This is a genomic window from Oxalobacteraceae bacterium OTU3CINTB1 (genome assembly GCA_024123955.1).
In the GTDB taxonomy this organism is placed as follows: Bacteria; Pseudomonadota; Gammaproteobacteria; order Burkholderiales; family Burkholderiaceae_D; genus Rugamonas.
In genome coordinates, this window is sequence record CP099652.1 from 3,604,064 (window position 1) to 3,627,231 (window position 23,168).

A 23,168-nucleotide genomic window follows, 5' to 3' on the forward strand; every position below is an offset into this window, starting at 1 on the left:
GGTCTGTTTAATTGTCGTGCAGAGAGTCTAACCCGCCGCCGATCAGATGTCTGTACGCGATCGTACTTTTTTCCGCCTGCTTCGCCACGCCAGCGCGATGCCGCCAGTCAGGCAAAGAACGCCGGCCGCCAGGACATAGGTCGCGGTGACCGATTGCGGCCGTTTTTCCTTCGGCGCCAGCGGGTTTTTCATCGAGGCGGGAAAGTCGCGCGGCCCTACCGGGATGATTTTCCAGTCGGCGCGGTCGGCCGGCGCGCGCTTTTGATATTCATTCAGCGACATCACCGGATCGGAGCCGAACGCGCGCGAGGAGGGAAACTGCGGGATGCGCACGAAGACGATCGCCTCCAGATCATCCGCCAGTTGTGCCTCGATCGCGCTGCGCGCGCCGCCCTTGTCCGTCAGACGATTTAACAAGTCCTCGCCGATCGTGTTGAAGGCGACGAAGGGCATCAATTCCGTGCGCTCGGTTGTGAGGTAGTCGTAGGCGCTTTGGCCGCTGGCGAGACTGACCTCCTTGAGCGCCATGTACGGCAACGCGAGTGCGGCCTTCAACGGACTTTCGCCACCCAGGCGCGGAATTTCCCAGCCGAGGGTGCGCAGCGTTTCGACGTTGATGCCGGCGCAGTTGGTGCCCGCGTGGCGGTAATGGAAGTCCTGGCTATAGAAATGGTTGAAGACGCGGCTGATCGCTTCCTGGTAGAGCGCGGGCACCCGCTGGTCTTTCATGACGGCGACCAGCATGTAGGAGGGCCGGTACCAGGATTGGCCGCTGTTCAAGTCCGCCATGTAGGCGTCCATTGGCAAGGTCGAGGCGATGATACCTTTTTCGCTGACCGATCCGAGATTGTAGAAGTTGTTGACCAACCAGTTGTCCCAGCCGCCATGCGGGTCGAAGCGGCCGGTGGCCACCGCGAAGTGGCCGCCGTAGGCTTCGTCGTCGTCGCCCTGCGCGCCGTTGAGGATAAAGGCCAGCGCCGGTCTTCCGGCCAGTGGGAATTCCCCGGCGCTGGCGCCGTCGCGGCGCCACAAGGTGCGCGCGGCGAGCGGATCGCGCGCGCCGCCGCCGTTGATACGCACCAGGCTTTCGATGGATTCGCCGTTCTTCAGCGGGGACAGGACGGGGAGTGCGGGCATGGCGTAGTCCTTCGGCCATAAGGTGCGCGCGTGGAAGGTACCGTCCTTGAACATCCCGCGCGCCTTCATCTCCCGTCCGGCGAAGTAGGCCTGGCTGCTGGCGTCGAAGTACGAGCGGTTGCTGGCAAGTCTCGCGGTTAGCGCCACGGGCAGCGCGGAGCTGGCGCCGGTCAGCGATGCGGCGTCGGCGGCGAGGCGTCCTTCGACGACCTGTGGAGAGCCGATCCAGATCAGTTGGGGCGGTTTGCCCTGAGCCTTGGAGGCAGTGGAGGAGAGCCAGGCGCGGACATCGTCCTGCGCGCGCAGACGGGGCGTCGAACCGACTGCGTCTCCACTCGCGACGGCGACGGTGTCGTCGCCGAAATACCAGCGGGCCTGCGGGGAGGCGGCACAGTCCTTGCAGTCGGCTCTGGTAACGCGGAAATCGGTTCCTGGATTAAGGCCTATGGAGCTTGCGGCCAATGCGTCGCGGGGTAGGCCGGCCGCGGCTTCGGGATGCGCGGCCGGTGCGGTGGAGATCAGATAAAAAGCGACAGCGGCCATGGTCAGGGCCAGGCGTGCGCGATGCGGCTGAAGGCGGGATTGCGGCATGTGGCGCTCCATATCTGTGGACGCGCGATCGCTGCCCTGCGTTGGCCGGCATCGCGAGTGACCACTGTACGGGAGTTACCTTCAGACATTCTTAACATCCATCAAGAGTCAGACTGGACCATGATGCCATGTTTTGACAGATGTCGGGAAGGCGGGACGACTGGCTGGCAGGACTGCAGCCTCGACCGCGTCATCTTTTCCGGTTCGATTCCGCTCGGAATTGAACGTCGGGCCGGTGGCAAGCTTGGTAGCATGGAGTCGATCTGGCGGTGACGCCGTCGCTTTCACACGCGGGGAGTTGCATGAGTTTGACTGAGCCTCTGTTTGAGTATCCGCGCCCGCAACTGGTGCGCGACGACTGGCAATCGCTGAACGGCGAATGGGAGTTCGCCTTCGACGGCGACCGCCGCCGCGGCATGGCGGGCGAGGGGGTCGAGTGGACCCACCGCATCAACGTGCCGTTCGCGCCGGAGTCCGGCGCCAGCGGGTTGGGCGACCGATCGTTTCACTGCGTTTGCTGGTACCGCCGCCGTGTCGAGCTGGCCCGGCGCGGCCAGCGCACGATGCTGCATTTCGGCGCGGTCGACTACCATGCGCGGGTGTGGGTCAACGGCATGCTGGTGGCCGACCACGAGGGCGGCCACACGCCGTTTTGCGCCGACATCACCGACGTGCTGGTCGAGGGGCCGGCGCAGACCATCGTGGTGCGGGCCGAGGACGATCCGGCCGACCTCGCCAAGCCGCGCGGCAAGCAGGATTGGCAGCTCGAGCCGCATTCGATCTGGTATCCGCGCACCACCGGCATCTGGCAGAGCGTCTGGCTCGAACCGGTGCCGGCCACCTACATCCGCGCGCTGCGCTGGACGCCGGTGTTCGACGGTTTCGAGATCGGCTGCGAGGTGCTGGCCGGTGGCGATCCGCGCGCCGACCTGTCGGTCGAGGTGCGCGTCACCCACGGCGACACGCTGCTGGCGGCCGACCGCTATCTGATGGTCGGCATGGAGGCGACCCGCAAGATCGTGCTGTCGGACCCCGGCATCGACGATTCGCGCAACGACCTGCTGTGGAGCCCGGAGAGTCCGACCCTGCTCGACGCCGAGCTGACCTTGTACCACGGCGACCAGGTCATCGACCGGGTGCGCTCGTACACCGCAATGCGGTCGGTGGCGATCAACCGCGACCGCTTCATGCTCAACGGCCGGCCATATCCGCTGCGGCTGGTGCTCGACCAGGGCTACTGGCCCGACACGCTGATGACGGCGCCGTCGGACGCGGCGCTGCGCCGCGATGTCGAGCTGGCCAAGGAAATGGGCTTTAACGGCGTGCGCAAGCACCAGAAGATCGAGGACCCGCGCTACCTGTACTGGGCGGACAAGCTCGGCCTGCTGGTGTGGGGCGAGATGCCGTCCGGCTATGCGTTCAGCGCGCGTGCCATCACCCGGCTGCTGAAGGAATGGACCGAGGCCATCGAGCGCGACTACAGCCATCCGTGCCTGATCGTCTGGGTGCCGTTCAACGAATCGTGGGGCGTGCCGAACCTGACGTCGATGCAGGCGCACCGCAACGCCGTCGAGGCCTTGTACCACCTGACGCGCATGCTCGATTCGACCCGGCCGGTGATCGGCAACGACGGCTGGGAGGCGTCGGCCACCGACATCCTGGGCATCCACGACTACGACGCCGATCCGTTGCGGCTGCGCCAGCGCTACGAGGTGGCCGATCCGGTGCGCACCTTGTTCGACCAGCGCCGCCCCGGCGGGCGCATCCTGACGCTGGACGGCTTCCCGCATCGCGGCCAGCCCATCGTGCTGACCGAGTTCGGCGGCATCGCCTACGACACCCGGGCCACCGGCAACCGCACCTGGGGTTATTCCCGCGCGACCGACGATGAGTCTTTCCTGGCGCAATACACCGAGCTGCTCAAGGCGGTGTCGGAGACGACGATGTTCAGCGGTTTTTGCTACACGCAGTTCACCGATACCTTCCAGGAGACCAACGGCCTGCTCAACGCCGACCGCAGTCCCAAGGTGGCGCTCGCGGAGATTTGCAGGGCGACCTGCCATGGCGCCAACCTGTTTCCACTGCCGGGAGTGTGAATGAGCGATATCCAGCCATCAAAAAGTCCGCCCGAGCTCATCGGTACCGATTACCACGACCGGCCGCAGGACCTGCCGCCGGTGGCGGGGCAGTTGCTCGCGCTGCGCGATCGGCTGATGGCCGATTGGACCGCCGCGATCCTGGCCGACATCCAGCGTGCCAACCAGTTGCTGCCGCCAATACTGATCAATACCTTGCCGACGTTTTATGACAACCTGGTGCAGGCGCTGGCGCCGGGCTACCCGCGCCGCAACGCGGTCGTGGGCACGTCGATCGCCTCGGCCCACGGCGACGAGCGGGCCCGCATGACCAACTACCAGCCGCACGAGCTGATCGCCGAGTACCAGATCTTCAAGCGCGTCTTCCTGCGCATGGTCGAGCGGGAACGGGTGCCGCTAACGCCCGAGCAACTGATACAAGTGCACGAATCGGTCGATGCGGCCGTGCTCGAGGCGATCGCCGCCTACACGGCGACGCAGGAGCGGTTGCGCCAGGACTATGTGGCGACGCTGGCGCACGATCTGCGCACGCCGCTCAGCACGATAGGCATGGCGGCGACGTTGCTGGCCAGGCGCCCGGAGCCGCAACAGGCGGCCGATTTGGTCGCCCGCGTCCAGTCCAATGTCGAGCACATCGATGCGATGGTGCGCGAGCTGCTCGACACGGCGGCGCTGAACAGCGCCCAAAAGCTGCCGCTCGATATCAGCTGCTTCCGCCTGCGCGAGCTGGCCGAGGAGGTGCTGGCGGACGCGCCCCAGCGGTCCGGCCCGTACGAACTGGAAGGCGACGCGCCGCCCGGCCACTGGAGCCGGCGCCTGCTCAAGCGCGCGCTGGAGAACCTGCTGCGCAACGCTTGGAAGTACGGCGATGGGGAGCGGCCTTTGCGGATCGCGATCTCCACCGCGCCGGGCCGCGCCAGCATCGCCGTCAGCAACAGCGGCGAGCCGATACCCGAGGAGCGCATCGCCGACGTGTTCCTGATGTTTCGCCGTCATGCGCGCAACGGCGTGCAGGGTTGGGGACTGGGCCTGCCGTTCGTCCGGCATGTGGCCGAGTCGCACGGCGGCAGCGTGCTGATCGACAGTTCGGCCGAGCGCGGCACGACCGTGACGATCGACCTGCCGGCCGATGCGCGGCCGTTCTCGACGCAGCTCCAAGGCCAGCAACCCGGTCGGCAAGCTCAGCAAAATGGCCGTCAAGCGAGCTAGGATCAGTCCCACGCCGGGGCGGCGTGAGAGCCGATAGCAGCGGTGTCCCAGGCTTCGGATAATCACTCGACCGGCCGCCCGGCCGGCTTTTACCAACAAGGGGGATGCGATGAATCTGATACTTTGGATAGTCATAGGCGGCATACTGGGCTGGCTCGCCAGCCTGGTCATGAAGACGGACGCGCAGCAAGGGTTGTTATTGAACGTCGTGGTCGGCATCGTTGGCGCGTTGCTGAGCGGCTGGCTGCTGGCGCCGATGCTCGGGACCGGCACCATCAATTCCGACGACTTCAGCCTGGCGTCGCTGGGGGTGTCGTTTATTGGCGCGCTCATCCTGCTGGCGATAGTCAATCTGGTGCGGCGCGGCCGGGTGCGCTGAAGGATGGTGACCGCGCCCACGGCGCGGCGTGGACGTGTGGATAAGCAAAAGGGCTCCGGGGGAGCCCTTTGTACTATCGGGCGCGGTGTGTGGCGCTAGTGCGCGGACGAGCTGTTCTTGCCGGCGATGTTCTGGCCGATGCCCATGCCCAGCTCGGCGCCTGTCAGCGGCTCGGTCTCGGGGTCGGACATGGTGCGCACCGCCATCTGGTCGAGCAGCGCGCGCTCCTCGTTGGTGACCTGGACCGTCGCCAGGCCGTCGCCGCCATCGACCGCCATTTGCCGGTCGCGGTCGCTAACGACGGTCCAGTCGCCGCCTTCGTTCCACGGCCCTTGCACCTCCGGTCCGCCCTGGGACATGTTGAAGTAGACGCTGGTGAAGGCGGGCTGGCCCGGCAGTTTCCCCGGCGGGAAGTTGGGCTGGATCGCGTACAGCGCCTTCTCGAACGACTTCTGGTGGGCGATCTCGCGCGTCATCAGGAAGCCCAGCGCCTCCTTGACGCCGGGATCGTCGGTCAGGTTGATGAGCCGCTCGTAGACGATTTTGGCGCGCGCCTCGGCGGCGATGTTCGAACGCAGGTCGGCCGTCGGCTCGCCGATGGTGTCGATATAGGCCGCCGTCCACGGCACGCCGCCCGAGTTGGTCAGCGGCGCGCCGGCGCCGTACAGCACCTGCGTCACATGGCTGTCGTTGCCGGCGCCGCTGATCTTGCGATACAGCTCGCCGGCCTGGTCGACGCCCTCGGCCAGTTCGGCCTTGGAGCCCTTGTTGAGCATGACGACGATATTACCGATGACCTCCAGGTGGCTGAGCTCCTCGGTGGCGATATCGTAGAGCATGTCGCGCCGGCCGGGATCGTCCTCGGCGACCGCCTGCGTGAAGTAGCGCATGGCGGCGGCCAGCTCGCCTTGCGGTCCGCCGAATTGTTCCAGCATCAGATTGGCCAGGCCGGGATTGGTTTCACCGACGCGCACCGTGTATTGCAGCCTTTTGTTGTGGGCAAACATGTGGGTCACTCCTCATTGGTGTGGTTGAGCACGAGGCGGCACGGCCTTCCGCGACGCCCGTCGGAGGATGGTGCGCGTTTGGCAAACACGGTGACATAGGAATACCGCGTCGCGGCATGTAGGAGGGCTGGCCGTCAACCGGCCAGCGGTTAGCGAGACGCGAGCGTTATCGCTTAGGGGTCGTACCCCGCACGGGGTACGACGCCGCTTGGGGGCGGGTTAAAGCTGGCGCTGGCGCAACCAGTAGCCGGCGCTGAGCGCGATCAGCCACACAGGGATCAGATACACCGACAGTTGCAGGTCCGGCGTCAGGTACATGACCACCAGGATGCCGGCCAGGAAGGCCAGGCACAGGTAGTTGGTCAGCGGGTAGCCCAGGCTGCGGAACAGCGTGGTCTTGCCCTCCATTTTCTTTTGCGCGCGGAAGCGCAGATGGATCCAGCTGATCATGGCCCAGTTGATGATCAGCGCCGACACCACCAGCCCCATCAGGAAGCCGAACGCCTTGCCCGGCATGAAGTAATTGACGGCCACGCAGATGGCGGTCGCCAGCGCCGACACGCCCAGCGCCGCCAGCGGCACGCCGCGCCGGTTCACGGTCAGCAGCACGCGCGGCGCGTTGCCTTGCTTCGCCAGGCCGTACAGCATGCGGGTGTTGGCGTAGACGCAGCTGTTGTACACCGACAGCGCGGCCGTCAGCACCACGGCGTTGAGCACGTGCGCCACCATATTGCTGTTGAGCGCCTGAAAGATCAGCACGAACGGGCTGCCGCCGCTGACGACTTTTTGCCACGGGTACAGCGACAGCAGGATGCCCAGCGCGCCGATGTAGAAGATCAGGATGCGGTAGATGGCCTGGTTGGTGGCCTTCGGAATGGTGCGGGTCGGGTCGTCGGCCTCGGCGGCGGTGATGCCGATCAGTTCCAGGCCGCCGAACGAGAACATGATGACGGCCATGGCCATCACCAGGCCGCCGAAGCCGTTGGGGAAGAACCCGCCGTGCTGCCACAGATTGGCGATGGTGGCCTGCGGGCCGGCCTCGCCCGACAGCAGCAGGTAGCCGCCGAAACCGATCATGCCGACGATGGCCACCACCTTGATGATGGCGAACCAGAATTCCATCTCGCCGAAGGCCTTGACGTTGGCCAGGCTGATGCCGTTGATGATGACGAAGAACGCCAGCGCCGAGACCCAGGTCGGTATGCCCGGCCACCAGTACTGGACATAGATGCCGACCGCCGACAGTTCGGCCATGCTGACGAGCACATACAGCACCCAGTAGTTCCAGCCCGACAGGAAGCCCGCCATGTTGCCGCAGTATTTGTCGGCGAAGTGGCTGAACGAGCCGGCCACCGGCTCGTCGACCACCATCTCGCCGAGCTGGCGCATGATAAAGAAGGCGATGATGCCGGCCACGCCGTAACCCAGCAGCACCGACGGCCCGGCCATCTGTATCGTCTGCGCGATGCCGAGGAAAAGTCCGGTGCCGATGGCGCCGCCCAGCGCGATCAGCTGGATGTGGCGGCTTTTCAGGCCACGTTTGAGTTCATTATTATTATCGGCCACTTGATTCCCGGTCGCTGATGAAAGATTATTGATGAAAGAGTTTCATTTTGGCACAACTTCGGCCTGCCGTGCAGGGGGCGGATGACGGTGTCGGCCTGCCGCTATGGTAGTCTATGCCTGATTGTTCAGACAAGATTGATAATTTTTGCGCCACACATTCAAGGAATACGGTATGTCGATTTTCGTTCGCGCGGTGCGCCGCGTCGGCTTGGGGGTATTGATCGCGCTGGCGGTGGCGCCTTTGGGGAGCCTGGCGCAGGCCGCCGACGCCGCAAAAACCGCGCCGAAAGGGTCGCTGGTCATCGCCGGCGGCGCGGTGCGCGGGGATAACGCGGCCATCTGGCAGCGCGTGGTGCAACTGGCCGGGGGTCCCGGCGCGCGCATCGCCGTGCTGCCGAGTGCCTCGGCCAATCCGGCGCGGGCCGGCGCCTATCTTGTGGCCGGATTGAAGCAATACGGCGCCGAAGGCTTTGTCGTGCCGCTGGCCGTGCGGATGAAAGACCGCGACTACAAACGCGACGCCGAGGACGAAACCCTGGCGCGCTCGATCCGCGAAGCGGGCGGCGTCTACTTCTCCGGCGGCGACCAGGCCTTGATCACGCAGGCGCTGGTGCGTCCCGACGGCACGCGCACGGCGGTGCTGCAGGCGATCTGGGATGTGTATGAGCGCGGCGGCGTGATCGCCGGCACCAGCGCCGGCGCGGCCATCATGAGCAGCACCATGTTTTACGAGGCCAAGACCGTGTTCGGCACCTTGAGCGAAGGCGTCAACGGGCGCGAGCTGACCGCCGGCCTGGGGTTTATCGGCGACGAGATCTTCGTCGACCAGCACCTGCTGGCGCGCGGACGCTTCGCGCGCATGCTGCCGGCGATGCTGAAGAAGGGCTATAAGCTGGGCATCGGCATCGATGAAAACTCCGCCGTCATCATCACCGGACGGCGCCAGGTGGAGGTGGTCGGCTACCAGGGGGCGCTGCTGGTCGATCTGACGCAGGCCAAGGTCGACAAGGCGGTCAAGGACTTCAACCTGTCCAACGCGCGGCTCAGCTACCTGGACCGCGACGACCGCTACGACCTGGCCACGGGCATCTATACGCCGTCCGCCGACAAGGTCGAGGGCAAGGTCGATCCGGAGAAGCCGTATTTGAAGGAGCCGGTGTATTCGACCGAAGTCCTGGGCCACAACACCATCCTGATCCTGATGTCCAAGCTGGTCGACAACAGCGAGACGCAGGCGATCGGCATCGCCATCGCCGGCCCGCTGGATCCGCGCCAGGACCTCGGCTTCGAGTTCAAGCTGACGCGCGACGCCGGCACCACCGGCTACAGCTCGGCCACGATGGACGCCTACACCGTTTTGAATATGCGGCTCGACGTCAGGCCATTGCAGATCACCCGGCCCTGGTACAAGTAACGCAATCGTCTCGTCCGATCCCGCTTGTTTAGCGCATTTACTAAACAGCGCGTTGCGCACGCCGATTGTGTTGACCGGCGGTCACACTGGCGCTATAAAGTTGGTTTGTCTTCTTCCACGATGCCAGGAACCCGATGAACGCGACTACTTTACTGCCGGCCGGCGCGCTGGTGCTGTCCCTGTTGTTCCCCTCGCTTTCGGAAGCGCAAACAGCCCCAGGCACGCCCGCCGCTGCGGTGAACGTCTTCATCGGCACCGGCGGCGACGGCCACACCTTCCCCGGCGCGGCGCGCCCGTTCGGCATGATCCAATTGAGCCCGGACACGCAAGTGCGACCGTTCCGCCAGAGCTACCCCTGGGCCGCCGGCTATCGCTACGAGGACGACAGCATCCTCGGCTTCTCGCACACGCACTTTTCCGGCAGCGGCCACTCCGACCTGGGCGACGTGCTGCTGATGCCCTACAGCGGCGAGACCAAGCTGGAGCCGGGCTATCCCGAGCGTCCCTTCAGCGGTTACCGTTCGCGCTTCAGCCACAAGGACGAGCGCGCGGAGCCGGGCTACTACGCCGTCAAGCTGCTCGACAACGAGGTCGATGTCGAACTGACCGCTAGCGAGCGCGTGGGCCTGCACCGCTACCGCTACGCGCCCGGCGCGCAGGCCAAGGTGATCCTCGACCTGCGCAGCAGCATCTACGATTACAAGGCCAAGAACCTGTGGTCGCGCCTGCGCGTGCGCGACGACAAACTGATCACCGGCATGCGCGAGACGCGCGGCTGGGCGGCCGGCCGCCAGCTGTACTTCGCGATCGCGTTCTCGCAGCCGCTGACGGCGCGCGCGCTGCGCAACATGGAGTCCGATATCGAATACAAGGGCTTCGCCGGCCCCGGCAGCGGCCCGAATGCCGACCCGAACCTCAAACCCTTCGTCGAAGGCAAGGCGCTGGTCGGCGCGCTCGAATTCGGCGTGCCGGCCGACGGCAAGCTGCTGGTGAAGGTGGCGATATCGGCCGTCAGCGAGGAGGGCGCGATCGCCAACCTGGCCGAGATGCCGGGCTGGGACTTCGACGCCGAACGCGCCAGCGCTTCGGCCGCGTGGAACCAGGCGCTGGGCGCGGTGGCGATCGAGGCGCCGGCGCCTATGAAAACCATGGTCTACACGGCGCTGTACCACAGCATGCTGGCGCCCGGCCTGTTCATGGACCGCGACGGCCGCTATCGCGGGCCGGACAACGAGGTCCACCAGGCCGACGGCTTCCGTTTCCATTCGACCTTCTCGCTGTGGGACACCTACCGCGCGCTGCATCCGCTGCTGACCTTGATCCAGCCGGAGCAGCGCAACGTCGATTTCGTGCGCTCGCTGATCGCCTCGCAGAAGGCCAGCCCATATGGCATCCTGCCGGTGTGGCAGTACCACGGATTGGAGACGTGGTGCATGATCGGCTATCACGCGGTGCCGGTCATCGCCGACGCCTACATGAAGGGGATGAAGGGCTTCGACGCCGAGGAGGCGCTCAAGGCGATGACCAGCAGCGCCGAATACGGCCCCTACGGCGGCCTGGACCATTACATGAAGCTGGGCTACGTGCCGATCGACCTGGAGCCGGAGGCCGCGTCGAAGACGGTCGAGTACGCGTTCGACGACTGGACCATCGCCCGCATGGCGGAGAAAATGGGCAAGCAGGACGTCGCCGCGCGCTACTACAAACGGGCGCTGAACTACCGCAACTCGTTCGACACCAAGACCGGCTTCCTGCGGGCGAAAAAGTCGGACGGCAAGTTCCGCGAGCCGTTCGATCCGGTGCGTTCGAACTTCGGCAGCGATTACACCGAGGGCAGCGCCTGGCAATATTCCTGGTATTCGCCGCACGACAACGCCGGCCTGATCAAGATGCTCGGCGGCGATGCCGGCTTGCAAAAAAAGATCGACATGATGTTCGACGCCAAGGTCGACGACAACGTCTACGCCCACATGGAGGATATCTCCGGCCTGATCGGCCACTACGCGCACGGCAACGAACCTTCGCACCACGTGGCCTATCTGTACAACTACGCCGGCGCGCCGTGGAAGACCCAGCAGCGCCTGACGCAGGTGGTGGCGTCGCAGTACAACGCCACGCCTCAGGGCTTGTCGGGCAACGACGATCTGGGGCAGATGTCGGCCTGGCTGGCCTTCACGGCGCTGGGTTTCTATCCGGTGGCGCCGGGCAGCAACGAGTACGTGATCGGGCGTCCCTTCCTGGACAAGGCGGTGATGAATCTGCCGAACGGCAAGACCTTCACCATCCGCGCCGTCGGCCTGAGCGCCGATAACGCCTATGTCACCGGGGTTACCTTGAACGGCAAGCCGCTGGCGCAGACCTTCCTGCGCCACGAGCAAATCATGGCCGGCGGCGAGCTGGTGTTTACGATGGACAAGGAACCGAACAAGGCGTGGGGCAAGGGCGCGGCCGCGCGGCCGTACACGCAGACCGCGTACTGATCGGTCGACGAATAGCAGGCAATGTCGATCTGATCATATCGCTGTCCGTTGGGCTGGGTAAGCTGGACTTCTGCCATATCGGGCGGGAAGTTCTCTTCGTCACTATTGCTCGCGCTTGGTGACCACTCAACCTGGACGGAGGTTACGATGGATGAATTTGTCTACAGTCTGCTGTTGAAGGGTACGCAGGGATTGACCCTGCTCGGCACGTTGCGCTACCGCTTCACGGACCTTGCCGCCGACGCTGACGCCGGTGCCGGCGCCCGCGCCCGCGACATGCAGGCGCTGATGGGCGCCGCGCTCGATCGGCCCACCATCGAGTTGTTCATCCTGCCGGTGGAAGGGACGATTTCGGTGCCGCTGCTGACCGGTATGACGCCGGTGCCGCTCAGCGGCATCGGCTTCGGCAGTCCGGCGGGCCTGTTGACGGTGCTGTTCTTCAGTACCGATGAAACGCGCGGCGTCAGCATGCAAGTTAATCCGATCGACGCCACCCATATCGGCGGCGGCCTGACCTGGCAGCCGGGCCAGCCGGGCACATTGGTGTTCAGTGTGCTGGGCACGCAGCTCGCATTCCCCATGTGAAGCAGGGCGCGGAGGGGGAAGGGCGCCGCGGGAGTGGCGCCCTTGTTGCCTCCGGCGATGCTCAGGCGCGGCGTTTGCGCAGGGCCGCGCCGATCGCCCCCAGGCCTGCAAGCATCAGCAGGGCCGACTCCGGCTCGGGCACGGCGGAGACCTGGACCCGCTCGATGGAGGTGAGCGTGCCCCAGAAGGAGACGCTGGTTTCGTCGCTGGTGCGGTACCAGCCGCCCCCGATCCGTGAGACCAGGCCCGGGAACAGGGTGTCGATCGAGGCGGGCAGCGCCGTCGAGGTAAGGTAGGCGCCACTGGCATCGTCGAAAGCCAGCCCCGCGCCCCCGGTCAGATCAGGCGCCTGGCCCGGGTAGTAGTTGACGTTACCCAAGGCGAACGAGTCGAGGTCCGGTGTATTGGTCACGTCGGCAGAACCGGCATAGGCGCTGGCATAGTTATTCAGACCAGACTTGAAGCTGTATTCCAGGCTGAACGTGGGCAGGGTGCTCAGGCTGTAGTCGCCGTAATCGAAGAACCACGAAGGATTCGACGTGTCGAAGCTGATGCGACCGGTCAGCCGATCGTTCACGGCCATATGGTGTCCCTCCAGATTGGCGCTATCGACATAGCCTCCCTGAAAGTAATGGAGCTCCATCACCCGGTCGACCACGGCGGTGAAGGTGTACGTCACCGTTTCGGCTTGCGCCGCGCCCGCAGCCAACAATGTCAGCGTTACCGCAGCCACGCCCGCATTGATCTTACTTTTCCAAGTCGCCGTCATGTCAGTCTCCGTTATTAAATAATAAATTATTATAATAAGTGAATTGACTAACTGTAAACGCGAGATGTTAAAATGCGCGCCGTGACTGCAACATCGCTCTGCTCTGATGCCTCCGGATTCGAGCCCGCCGGGTGGAACAGCACACCTGCCAGATCTGCTGTTCAAACCTGCCCGATCTGCAACTAGTATATCTCCGGCACGATGATTTCCGACGGCACCGGGCGGCGCACGTAGTCGTCATGGTACTCGCGCTCCGGCAGTTGGATCGCCGGATGCTCGACTTCAACGTAGGGCATCTGTCCCAGCAGGTGGTGGATGCAGTTCAGCCGCGCCTTTTTCTTGTCCACGCCTTGCACCACCCACCATGGCGCCTCCGGAATGTGGGTGCGCTCGAGCATGATTTCCTTGGCCTTGGTGTATTCCTCCCAGCGGCGGCGCGATTCCAGGTCCATCGGGCTCAGTTTCCATTGCTTGAGCGGATCATGGATGCGGCCGAGGAAGCGCGCGTTCTGTTCCTCGTCCGAGATCGAGAACCAGTACTTGATCAGCTGGATGCCCGAGCGCGCCAGCATGCGCTCGAACTCCGGCACGGTCTGGAAAAACTCCTCGTATTGCTCGTCGCTGCAGAAACCCATCACGCGCTCTACGCCGGCGCGGTTGTACCAGCTGCGGTCGAACAGCACGATCTCGCCGGCGGCCGGCAGGTGCGAGGCGTAGCGCTGGAAATACCACTGCGTGCGTTCGCGGTTGTTGGGCGCTGGCAGCGCGGCGACCCGGCACACGCGCGGATTGAGCCGCTGCACGATGCGCTTGATGACGCCACCCTTGCCGGCGGCGTCGCGGCCTTCAAACAGGATCACCACCTTGTGGCCGGTGTGGACCACCCAGTCCTGCAGTTTGACCAGCTCGGCCTGCAGGCGGAACAGTTCGCGGAAGTAATGGCGGCGGGCGGCTTTCGCGCCCTCGCTGCGTTCCGTTTCGATGACCAGCTTGGTGACCGGATCGATCTCGCGATCCTCCAGCTCCATTTCCAGTTCCTCGTCGTAGCTGTCGGTGAGCTCGCGGTGCACGCGCTCCAGCAATTCTTGCTCGTTCAATTTCACGCAGTGCTCCTCAGTGTGGACCGGGCACAGCTTACGCGGGGAATGTGACCTGCCGATGACGGATCAATATCGCCCCGATGTCGATCCGATCATGGTGCCGTCCGCCCGGCTCGGTAAGCTGAAACCCTGGCTCGCTCGCGGGGCAGGCATGTTTGCGGTGACTTTACCTATGGAGGTTGTGATGGATGAGCTGGTCTATAACTTGTTATTGAAGAGTCCGCAGGGTCTGACGCTGCTGGGCACCTTGCGCTATCGCTATACGGACCTGGACGCGCTCAAGGCGGGGGAGCTGTCGGCGCTCATGGAGCAAGCGCAACAGGTGGATACCATCGAGTTGTCGCTGTTTAAGCTGGGTGGGACCTTGTCGGTGCCGCTGCTGACCGGCTTCGCGCCGGTGCCTGTCGAGGGGATCTCGTTCGTCAGCCTGCTGGGCCCGACGCTGACCAATTTGCTGGGCAGCACCGATCCCTCGCGCACACTCGAGATGCAGTTCAACTTCATCGATAACAACCACATCGGCGGTGGCCTGCTGTGGCGCCCCGGCTCGCTGCGCCAGCAGGCGTTCAGCATCCTGGGCACGCGTTTATCGCTGGGCATGTGAAGCGGCCGCTCCGGCCCGGTGACGGTATCCGGCATGGAGGACGACGGTCTGGCGCCCTCCAGTTCCATCTTCCCTCCCTCGTCGCGACCGTCCCTCAGCGCGCGGTGCGCATCCCGGTAACTCCCGTTACTGGTTGACGACCTTAAGGCCGATCAATGACCACATTGATCAATATCAAGTAAACCTCAAACAGAGCATGGTAGTGCCCACTTGGCTGGTTAAGCTGGGTGGCTGGCTCGATGTCGGGACAGCATGCTGATTTTCGTCACTGTTGTTGCTGTTGTGAATTTTTCAGCGCGATGACTTAACCTATGGGAGCTATAGATGGATGAAATTGTCTTTAATTTGCTGCTGAACAGCGTGTCGGGGTCGAGCTTGTCGGGCACCTTGAGCTACCGCTTTTCCGAGCTTGACACCGTTAAATCCGGCGAAGTGTCGTCGCTGGTGCAGCAGGCGCTGACGCAACAGACCATGGAATTGACCGTCTACAGGGTGGACGGCACACTCTCCGTGCCGGAGCTAACCGGGTCCTCGGCGGTGTCGATCAGCGGCATTTCCCTGGTGAGCCAGTTGGGCCCGCCGGTCGTGACGATCTTCAGCGGCACCGATCAGTCGTCCAACCTCGGCCTGCAGTTCAACGGGATCGACAGCGCCTTCTCCCACATCGGCGGCGGCCTGCTGTGGCGTTCCGGTGAGCAACAGCAGGAGTTCAGCGTGCTTGGCACGCGTCCGGCGTCGGGGCTCTGAGACGCCCCGGTCCTCTCGGTAATGCCCTGATGTACGGGCGCACCGGCCCGGCCCGGCCATTTTCCCGATGCGCCGGGCCACGTCCCACAGACTGTTAGTGCGGATACAGTCCGTGCACCCGGCCGAACAGCCGGGCCAGGCCGAGCAGGGCGTCGATGTGGGGCGTCGGCAGCTGCAGACGCTGGCCGATTTCCCGCACCGCGCCCACCAGCGCATCCAACTCCAGCACGCGGCCGGCGTCGGCGTCCTGCAGCATCGAACTCTTGAAAGCGCCCAGCTTGCGCGTGACCTCGTGGCGCTGTTCCGGCGTTTCGTCGATGTGGCAACCGATGCGGTCGCCGATCAGCGCCGCCTCGCGCATGGCCGCGCGGCAGAACTCGGCCACCAGCGGATCGTCGAGGATGCGGTCGGCGGTGGCGCCGGTGAGGGCCGACACCGGGTTCAAGGTCATGTTGCCCCACAGTTTGTACCAGATGTCGTAGCGGATGTTGTCGGAGACGGTGACGTCGAAGCCGGCGCCGCGCAGCAGCGTGCCGAGCTGGCGGGCGCGCGGCGAATCGCCGCCGTCCGGTTCGCCGATGATCAGGCCGTTGCCCATTTTGTGGGCCACCAGGCCCGGCTCGGGCGACGAGGTGCTGGCGTGGACCACGCAGCCGAGCACCTGGGCGTACGGCAGGGCGGCGGTGACCGTGCCTTCGGGATCGACGCTGGCCAGCGGCTGGTCGCCGATGGCGGGCACGCCCTGGCCGAACCACCACGGCACGCCGTTCATGGCCGGCAGGATCACCGTGTCCGGTCCGATCAGCGGGCCGATCTCGCGCGCGACGGCCGTCAAGCCCTGGCCCTTGACGGCGACGATGACCACGTCCTGGCCCCCGAGTTGCGAGGCGTCGTCGCTGGCGCGGGCCGGCGCCGTGGTCAGGACATCGCCCTGGCGCAGCCGCCAGCCGTGTTCTTGCAACGAAACGAGTGCTGCGCGGCGCGCCAGCACACTTAAATCACACGCGGCCGCAGCCGCCAGACGGGTGCCGATGAAACCGCCAATGGCCCCGGCGCCGACGATACATACTTTCATGTTGTCTCCTCTGAAAGAAAAGGGGCCGCGATGTGCGGCCCCACCTCCTGAAGCAGGTCTTATTGCATATTATTATTGTCTAACGTGTCGTTCAACGTCTTGATCGGCTACAGATCAGTTGCGGATATCCAGCCTGCGGTTCAGGCTCAGCGCGGCCAGCGACGCCACGGCGCCCGACAGCAGGTACAGGCCCACATACGCCAGGCCGAAGTGCGCCGACACGCCCAGCGCCACCAGCGGCGCGAAACCGGCGCCGACCAGCCAGGCGATATCCGACGTCAAGGCCGCGCCGGTATAGCGGAAGCGCTGCTCGAAGTTGGCGGTAACGGCGCCGGCGGCCTGGCCGTACGACAGGCCCAGCAGCGCGAAGCCCACCAGGATGAAGACGTCCTGGCCGATCTCGCCACCGTCGATGAGCGACGGCACGGCGGCGCTGAACACCGCGATCATGATGGCCAGCGTGCCCAGGGTGCGGCGGCGGCCGTAGCGGTCGGCCACCAGGCCCGAAATAATGATGCCGATCGTCATCAATACCACGCCGACCATCTGCACTTGCAGGAAGCCGGACACGGAGCGCGGCGAATACAGGCTGATCCAGGACAGCGGGAACACCGTCACCAGGTGGAACAGCGCATAGCTGGCCAGCGCGGCGAGGGCGCCGATCAGCACGTTGCGGCCCTGTTTGCTCAGCAGTTCGACCACGCTGACCGGTTCCAGCTGGCGCTCGTCGAGCAGGTGCGAGTATTCATGGGTGGTCACCAGGCGCAGGCGGGCAAACAGCGCGACCACGTTGATGGCGAAGGCCACATAGAACGGGAAGCGCCAGCCCCAGTCGAGGAAGTCCAGCGAACTGAGCGTGCCCATCATGTAGGCGAACAGGCCGGCGGCGATGATGAAGCCGATCGGCGCGCCCAGCTGGCCCAGCATGGCGTACCAGCCGCGCTTGTGCTCGGGCGCGTTCAGCGCCAGCAGCGACGGCAGGCCGTCCCACGAGCCGCCCTGGGCGATGCCCTGGCCGATGCGCAGCAGCGACAGGATGACGATCGAGGTGGTGCCCAGCGACGCGTAGTCGGGCAGGAAGGCGATGCCGGCGGTGGACACGCCCATCACCATCAGCGCGAGCATCAGCTTGGTTTCCCGGGTGAACCGGTGTTGCACTGCCATAAACGCCACAGTACCGAGCGGCCGGGCAATAAATGCTAGCGAGAAAATCGCGAAGGCGTATAGTGTTCCGTCAAGGCGGCTCTCGTAGGGGAAGAACACGGACGGGAACACCAGCGCCGAGGCGATCGCGTAGACGAAGAAGTCGAAGTATTCGGAGGCGCGGCCGATGACCACGCCGATGGCGATTTCGCCTGGTGAAATATCCCCATCCCGGGCATTGATGTTGCGTGCGCCTTGGCTGGTTTGATGCTCTGGGACGACGCCCGTTAATGTAGTCGTGTTGGCCATGGTCTCGTCTCGTAAGTAAATTAATTTTTATTACGATCATGTCCCTGGGCCACTAGGACAAAGTGTCCAATGGCAAGAACATTCCGTAATAGGTACAGTAGCATGTTATCCATAATCTGTGACGTAAATTACCGCATGATTCCTCCTATCGCACGTCGTGGGCTATTCCTCGCACCGTTGTTGTGGCTTGCTGGCTGCAACACGGTCGTGTTGAACCCGTCCGGAGATATCGCTGCTCAGCAGGGAAACCTTGTCATTGTTTCCACATTGCTGATGCTGTTGATTATCGTACCCGTTATGATTTTGATCTGTCTGTTCGCTTGGCGCTATAGGAAGGCAAATACTTCCGCCAAATACGAACCGAACTGGGATCACTCGACCAAGCTCGAATTGCTGATCTGGGGCGCGCCGCTGCTGATCATCATCGTGCTGGGCGCCATCACGTGGGTCTACACCCACTTGCTGGACCCGTACCGTCCGCTGAGCCGCCTCGACGAGCACCGTCCGATCGCCGCCGGCGTCAAGCCGCTGGAGATCCAGGTGGTGGCGATGGACTGGAAGTGGATGTTCATCTATCCGGAGCAGGGCATCGCCACCGTCAATGAACTGGTGACCCCGATCGACGTGCCGGTGCGCTTCAAGCTGACCTCGTCGACCGTGATGAACGCGTTCTATGTCCCCGCGCTGGCCGGCATGATCTACACCATGCCCGGCATGGAGACCCAGTTGAACGCGGTGATGAACAAGGTGGGCGTGTACGACGGCTTCTCGTCGAACTACAGCGGCGCCGGCTTCTCGCAGATGCGCTTCAAGTACCACGGCGTGAACCAGGGCGACTTCGACGCCTGGGTCGCCAAGACCAAGGCCAACACCGGTGCGCTCACCCGCGCCGAGTTCGTGACCCTGGACAAGCCGACCATCAAGCATCCGATCATGCACTTCGGCAATGTCGACAAGGGTCTGTACGACCTCGTGCTGAACCGTTGCGTCGTCGAAGGTTCGGTCTGCATGAACACCCTGATGCACCAGGACGCCACACGCATCAAGGCGGCGGCCGCAGTCAAAGCGCTGGACAAAGACGTCTGTGAGACCGACGTTGCCGCCACCGCCCAACCTATCCGTAAAGAATGACCATGTCCGAACATACCTTGACACCCAACCACCCGATCCTGGGTCGCCTGTCGTGGGAATCGATCCCGCTGCATGAGCCGATTCTGATCGGCACCTTCGCCATGGTGGCGATCGGAGGCCTGGCCTTCCTCGCCGTCATGTTCAAATTCCGCCTGTGGGGCCCGCTGTGGAAGAACTGGATCACCAGTATCGACCACAAGAAGATCGGTATCATGTACATGATCCTGGGTATCATCATGCTGCTGCGCGGCTTCGCCGACGCGCTGATGATGCGCGCCCAGCAAGCGATGGCCTTCGGCGACAACGCCGGCTTCCTGCCGCCGCACCACTACGACCAGGTCTTCACGGCCCACGGCACGATCATGATTTTCTTCGTGGCAATGCCTTTGGTCACCGGCCTGATGAACTACGTGGTGCCGCTGCAGATCGGCGCGCGCGACGTCTCGTTCCCGTTCCTGAACAACTTCTCGTTCTGGATGACCACCTTCGGCGCCATGCTGACAATGGTGTCGCTGTTCGTCGGCGAATTCGCCAAGACCGGCTGGCTGGCGTTCCCGCCGCTGTCGGGCATCATGGCCAGTCCGGACGTGGGGGTCGACTACTATATATGGTCATTACAGATTGCCGGGGTGGGGACGACCCTGTCCGGCGTCAACCTGATCGCCACCATCGTCAAGATGCGCGCGCCGGGCATGGACCTGATGAAGATGCCTGTCTTCACCTGGACCGCGCTGTGCACCAACGCCCTGATCGTCGCGACGTTCCCGATCCTGACCGTCACCCTGGCGATGTTGTCGCTCGACCGCATGGTCGGCACCAACTTCTTCACCAACGACCTCGGCGGCAACCCGATGTTGTACGTCAACCTGATCTGGATCTGGGGCCACCCTGAGGTCTACATTCTGATCCTGCCGGTGTTCGGCGTGTTCTCGGAAATCGTCTCGACCTTCAGCGCCAAGCGCCTGTTCGGCTACACTTCGATGGTGTACGCCACCGTCGTGATCACCATCCTGTCGTACCTGGTATGGCTGCACCACTTCTTCACCATGGGTTCCGGGGCCAGCGTCAACTCGTTCTTCGGCATCACGACGATGATCATCTCGATCCCGACCGGCGCGAAGATCTTCAACTGGCTGTTCACCATGTACAAGGGCCGCATCACCTTCGACGTGCCGATGCTGTGGACCGTGGGCTTCATGCTGACCTTCGTCATCGGCGGCATGACCGGCGTGATGCTGGCCGTGCCACCGGCCGACTTCGTGCTGCACAACTCGCTGTTCCTGATCGCCCACTTCCACAACGTCATCATCGGCGGCGTGGTGTTCGGCCTGTTCGCCGGCATGAACTACTGGTTCCCGAAAGCGTTCGGCTTCAAGCTGGACGAATTCTGGGGCAAGGTCTGCTTCTGGTGCTGGCTGGTCGGCTTCTGGGTCGCCTTCACGCCGCTGTACGTGATGGGCTTCATGGGCGTGACCCGCCGCATGAACCACTTCGAAGATCCGTCGCTGCAAATCTGGTTCGTCATCGCCGCCATCGGCGCGCTGATCATCGCCGGCGGTATCGGCGCCTTCCTGATGCAGATCTATGTGTCCTGGCGCGACCGCGAGAAACTGCGCGACGTCACCGGCGACCCATGGGGCGGCCGTACGCTGGAGTGGGCGACATCGTCGCCACCGCCGGACTACAACTTCGCGTTCACGCCAGTGGTGCATGACAGCGACAGCTGGGCCGACATGAAGGCGCACAACTACAAGCGTCCGACCAAGGGCTTCGTCGACATCCACATGCCGAAAAACACGGCGGCCGGCTTCATCATCTCGTCGCTGTCGTTCGTGATGGGCTTCGCCCTGGTCTGGCAGATGTGGGCGCTGGCCATCGTCGGCTTCGTCGCCATGATGGTCGCCATCATCAAGCACACCTTTAACTACAAGCGCGATTTCTACATCAAGGCGGAAGAAGTCATCCGTACCGAAGAAGCGCACACTCGTTTGCTGGAAAGCCATGTCTGATATTACCGCTAACGCCGCCCTGAGCGACGACCCAAGCGCGCGCTACTACGTAGCCGACCACCACCCGGAGAACGGCACACTGCTGGGCTTCTGGCTCTACCTGATGAGCGATTGCCTGCTGTTCGCCGGCCTGTTCGCCGCTTACGCCGTGCTCGGCCGCAATTACGCGGGCGGCCCGTCGGGCGCCGAGCTGTTCGAACTGGGCACCATCGCCCTGAACACGGCGTTCCTGCTGCTGTCGTCGATCACCTATGGCTTCGCCATGATCGCCGCCCAGCGCAAGAGCCTGAAGTTCGCCATCATCTGGCTCGGGATCACGGGCCTGTTCGGCCTGGCGTTCCTGTTCCTGGAGATCGAAGAGTTCATGCACCTGATACATATCGGTGCCGGTCCGCAGCGCAGCGCCTTCCTGACCTCGTTCTTCGCGCTGGTCGGCACCCACGGCCTGCACGTGACCTTCGGTACGATCTGGCTGGTCACCTTGATGTTCCAGCTCAAAAAGCACGGCCTGACGCCTGAGAACAACCGTCGCATGATGTGCCTGTCGATGTTCTGGCACTTCCTGGACGTGATCTGGATCGGTGTATTTACCTTTGTTTACCTGATGGGAGTTCTGCCATGAGCGCGCCAACCAACCATAGCCACGGCCACGGTCACGGTCATGACGACCACGGCAACGGCGCGGAAGGCGCCCACGGCAGCCTGAAGGATTACGCCATCGGCTTCGTGCTGTCGGTCATCCTGACGGCAATCCCGTTCTGGCTGGTGATGGCCAAGGTGTTCGACAAGTCCAGCACCACGGCTGCCGTGGTCCTGGCCTTCGCCGCCGTCCAGGTGGTCGTGCACATGGTCTACTTCCTGCACATGAACGGCAAGAACGAAGGCGGCTGGTCGCTGCTGGCGCTGATGTTCACGGCGGTGCTGCTGCTGATCGTCCTGGCCGGCTCGATCTGGGTCATGTACCACATGAACCTGAACATGATGCCTTCGATGGGTTCGGATGTGCACAGCATGCACGACATGAAATGACGACTGGCGCATCGCGCCAACGTTCCCGCGCCCTGCGCGTCATCCTGGCCCTCGTGGCCGGGGTGATGTTTGCAGGGTTTTTTGCTTTGGGAACGTGGCAAATATATAGGTTGCAATGGAAGCTGGCGCTGATCGAGCGGGTCGACCAGCGCGTGCACGCGGCGCCGGCGCCGGCGCCCGGCATCGCCGACTGGCCCAAGCTGAGCACCGAGGACGACGAATACCGCCGCGTGCGCATCAGCGGCGTGTACCTGCCTGCTTCGACCACGTGGACCCTGGCGTCGCTCGAGCGCGGCATCGGCTACTGGGTGCTGACGCCGCTGTGCACGCCGGATGGCGGCATCGTCATGGTCAATCGCGGCTTCGTGCCGGCCGGCACCGGCGGCTGGAGTCCACGTCCGTCGCCCGCGCCGGCCGCCGCCAACGCCTGCGCGGCGGCGGCCGGCGGCCCGGCGGTCACGGTCACCGGCTTGCTGCGCGTCAGCGAAAAGAGTAGCTCGCTGCGCGCGAACGAACCGGCGCGCAATTACTGGTACACGCGCGACCTGCAGGCGATCGCCAGGGCGCGCGGGCTGCCGACGGTGGCGCCGTACTATGTCGATGCGGACGCCGCCTCGGCGCAGATCGAACTGCCCGGCGACAGCGTCCGTCCGGTCGGCGGGCTGACGGTGATCTCCTTCGTTAACAACCACCTGGTCTATGCGATCACCTGGTTCGGCTTGGCGCTGATGGTTGCCGCCGCCGCATGGTGGGTTGCAAGGGATGCACGCAAGGGGCGTTGATCACGT

20 protein-coding genes are annotated in these 23,168 nt (G+C 64.1%); 13 read left to right on the forward strand and 7 right to left on the reverse strand.

Annotated features, from left to right (window positions below):
- Nucleotides 1-42: 42 nt before the first annotated feature.
- Nucleotides 43-1,728: a hypothetical protein gene (locus NHH73_15775; protein USX24089.1), complete on the reverse strand. Its 1,686-nt coding sequence runs from the start codon at nucleotides 1,726-1,728 to the stop codon at nucleotides 43-45.
- Nucleotides 1,729-2,030: 302 nt separating this feature from the next.
- Between NHH73_15775 and NHH73_15780 the strand changes: the two genes are divergently transcribed.
- The 3 genes from NHH73_15780 (at nucleotide 2,031) to NHH73_15790 (ending at nucleotide 5,412) form a co-directional block, all read left to right on the forward strand.
- On the forward strand, nucleotides 2,031-3,824 hold the full coding sequence (locus NHH73_15780) for a glycoside hydrolase family 2 (protein USX24090.1): 1,794 nt from the start codon (nucleotides 2,031-2,033) through the stop codon (nucleotides 3,822-3,824).
- Entirely contained in the window at nucleotides 3,825-5,033 is a 1,209-nt protein-coding gene (locus NHH73_15785; GenBank protein USX24091.1) for a HAMP domain-containing histidine kinase, read from the forward strand. It abuts the gene before it with no gap.
- 109 nt (nucleotides 5,034-5,142) lie between these two features.
- Nucleotides 5,143-5,412: a GlsB/YeaQ/YmgE family stress response membrane protein gene (locus NHH73_15790; protein USX24092.1), complete on the forward strand. Its 270-nt coding sequence runs from the start codon at nucleotides 5,143-5,145 to the stop codon at nucleotides 5,410-5,412.
- A 95-nt stretch (nucleotides 5,413-5,507) separates the two neighbouring features.
- Here the strand turns inward: NHH73_15790 and NHH73_15795 are convergent, their stop codons facing one another.
- Nucleotides 5,508-6,419 (reverse strand): manganese catalase family protein, encoded by a 912-nt coding sequence (locus NHH73_15795; protein USX24093.1) that lies wholly within the window; start codon nucleotides 6,417-6,419, stop codon nucleotides 5,508-5,510.
- Between the two features lie 219 nt (nucleotides 6,420-6,638).
- Nucleotides 6,639-7,985 carry an amino acid permease gene (locus tag NHH73_15800; GenBank protein ID USX24094.1) on the reverse strand — a complete coding sequence of 449 codons (1,347 nt, stop codon included), beginning with the start codon at nucleotides 7,983-7,985 and terminating at the stop codon, nucleotides 6,639-6,641.
- Between the two features lie 172 nt (nucleotides 7,986-8,157).
- Between NHH73_15800 and NHH73_15805 the strand changes: the two genes are divergently transcribed.
- From NHH73_15805 to NHH73_15815, 3 genes are all read left to right on the forward strand, one after another.
- On the forward strand, nucleotides 8,158-9,399 hold the full coding sequence (locus NHH73_15805) for a cyanophycinase (protein USX24095.1): 1,242 nt from the start codon (nucleotides 8,158-8,160) through the stop codon (nucleotides 9,397-9,399).
- Nucleotides 9,400-9,533: 134 nt separating this feature from the next.
- On the forward strand, nucleotides 9,534-11,879 hold the full coding sequence (locus NHH73_15810; GenBank protein ID USX24096.1) for a GH92 family glycosyl hydrolase: 2,346 nt from the start codon (nucleotides 9,534-9,536) through the stop codon (nucleotides 11,877-11,879).
- 147 nt (nucleotides 11,880-12,026) lie between these two features.
- Nucleotides 12,027-12,464 carry a hypothetical protein gene (locus NHH73_15815; protein ID USX24097.1) on the forward strand — a complete coding sequence of 146 codons (438 nt, stop codon included), beginning with the start codon at nucleotides 12,027-12,029 and terminating at the stop codon, nucleotides 12,462-12,464.
- Nucleotides 12,465-12,525: 61 nt separating this feature from the next.
- On the opposite strand, the gene NHH73_15820 is transcribed toward NHH73_15815, so the two are convergent.
- Both NHH73_15820 and ppk2 read right to left on the reverse strand, forming a co-directional pair.
- Nucleotides 12,526-13,233: a PEP-CTERM sorting domain-containing protein gene (locus NHH73_15820; protein USX24098.1), complete on the reverse strand. Its 708-nt coding sequence runs from the start codon at nucleotides 13,231-13,233 to the stop codon at nucleotides 12,526-12,528.
- 182 nt (nucleotides 13,234-13,415) lie between these two features.
- A complete protein-coding gene (gene ppk2 / locus NHH73_15825; GenBank protein USX29634.1) occupies nucleotides 13,416-14,330 on the reverse strand; it encodes a polyphosphate kinase 2 in 915 nt (304 codons plus the stop codon).
- Nucleotides 14,331-14,517: 187 nt separating this feature from the next.
- Here ppk2 and NHH73_15830 point away from each other — a divergent pair, with 187 nt between their 5' ends.
- Both NHH73_15830 and NHH73_15835 read left to right on the forward strand, forming a co-directional pair.
- Nucleotides 14,518-14,937: a hypothetical protein gene (locus tag NHH73_15830; protein USX24099.1), complete on the forward strand. Its 420-nt coding sequence runs from the start codon at nucleotides 14,518-14,520 to the stop codon at nucleotides 14,935-14,937.
- Nucleotides 14,938-15,261: 324 nt separating this feature from the next.
- The gene (locus NHH73_15835; GenBank protein USX24100.1) at nucleotides 15,262-15,684 is read left to right on the forward strand and encodes a hypothetical protein; all 423 of its coding nucleotides are present in this window, start codon (nucleotides 15,262-15,264) and stop codon (nucleotides 15,682-15,684) included.
- A 94-nt stretch (nucleotides 15,685-15,778) separates the two neighbouring features.
- On the opposite strand, the gene NHH73_15840 is transcribed toward NHH73_15835, so the two are convergent.
- Together NHH73_15840 and NHH73_15845 are read right to left on the reverse strand one after the other, a co-directional pair.
- Nucleotides 15,779-16,759, reverse strand: coding sequence for a 2-dehydropantoate 2-reductase (locus NHH73_15840; protein ID USX24101.1), 981 nt, complete (start codon nucleotides 16,757-16,759; stop codon nucleotides 15,779-15,781).
- A 114-nt stretch (nucleotides 16,760-16,873) separates the two neighbouring features.
- On the reverse strand, nucleotides 16,874-18,211 hold the full coding sequence (locus NHH73_15845; protein ID USX24102.1) for an MFS transporter: 1,338 nt from the start codon (nucleotides 18,209-18,211) through the stop codon (nucleotides 16,874-16,876).
- Nucleotides 18,212-18,346: 135 nt separating this feature from the next.
- On the opposite strand from NHH73_15845, the gene cyoA reads away from it, so the two are divergent.
- The 5 genes from cyoA to NHH73_15870 are packed head-to-tail and all read left to right on the forward strand — an operon-like array spanning nucleotide 18,347 to nucleotide 23,162.
- Nucleotides 18,347-19,342 carry a ubiquinol oxidase subunit II gene (gene cyoA / locus NHH73_15850; GenBank protein ID USX24103.1) on the forward strand — a complete coding sequence of 332 codons (996 nt, stop codon included), beginning with the start codon at nucleotides 18,347-18,349 and terminating at the stop codon, nucleotides 19,340-19,342.
- A 2-nt stretch (nucleotides 19,343-19,344) separates the two neighbouring features.
- Complete coding sequence (gene cyoB, locus NHH73_15855) at nucleotides 19,345-21,351, forward strand: cytochrome o ubiquinol oxidase subunit I (protein USX24104.1); 2,007 nt, start codon at nucleotides 19,345-19,347, stop codon at nucleotides 21,349-21,351.
- Nucleotides 21,344-21,973 carry a cytochrome o ubiquinol oxidase subunit III gene (gene cyoC / locus NHH73_15860; protein USX24105.1) on the forward strand — a complete coding sequence of 210 codons (630 nt, stop codon included), beginning with the start codon at nucleotides 21,344-21,346 and terminating at the stop codon, nucleotides 21,971-21,973. The genes cyoB and cyoC overlap by 8 nt, the downstream gene beginning before the upstream one ends.
- Nucleotides 21,970-22,380 (forward strand): cytochrome o ubiquinol oxidase subunit IV, encoded by a 411-nt coding sequence (gene cyoD, locus NHH73_15865; protein USX24106.1) that lies wholly within the window; start codon nucleotides 21,970-21,972, stop codon nucleotides 22,378-22,380. Before cyoC ends, cyoD begins: the two co-directional genes overlap by 4 nt.
- Complete coding sequence (locus NHH73_15870) at nucleotides 22,377-23,162, forward strand: SURF1 family protein (GenBank protein ID USX24107.1); 786 nt, start codon at nucleotides 22,377-22,379, stop codon at nucleotides 23,160-23,162. The genes cyoD and NHH73_15870 overlap by 4 nt, the downstream gene beginning before the upstream one ends.
- Nucleotides 23,163-23,168 lie beyond the last annotated feature (6 nt).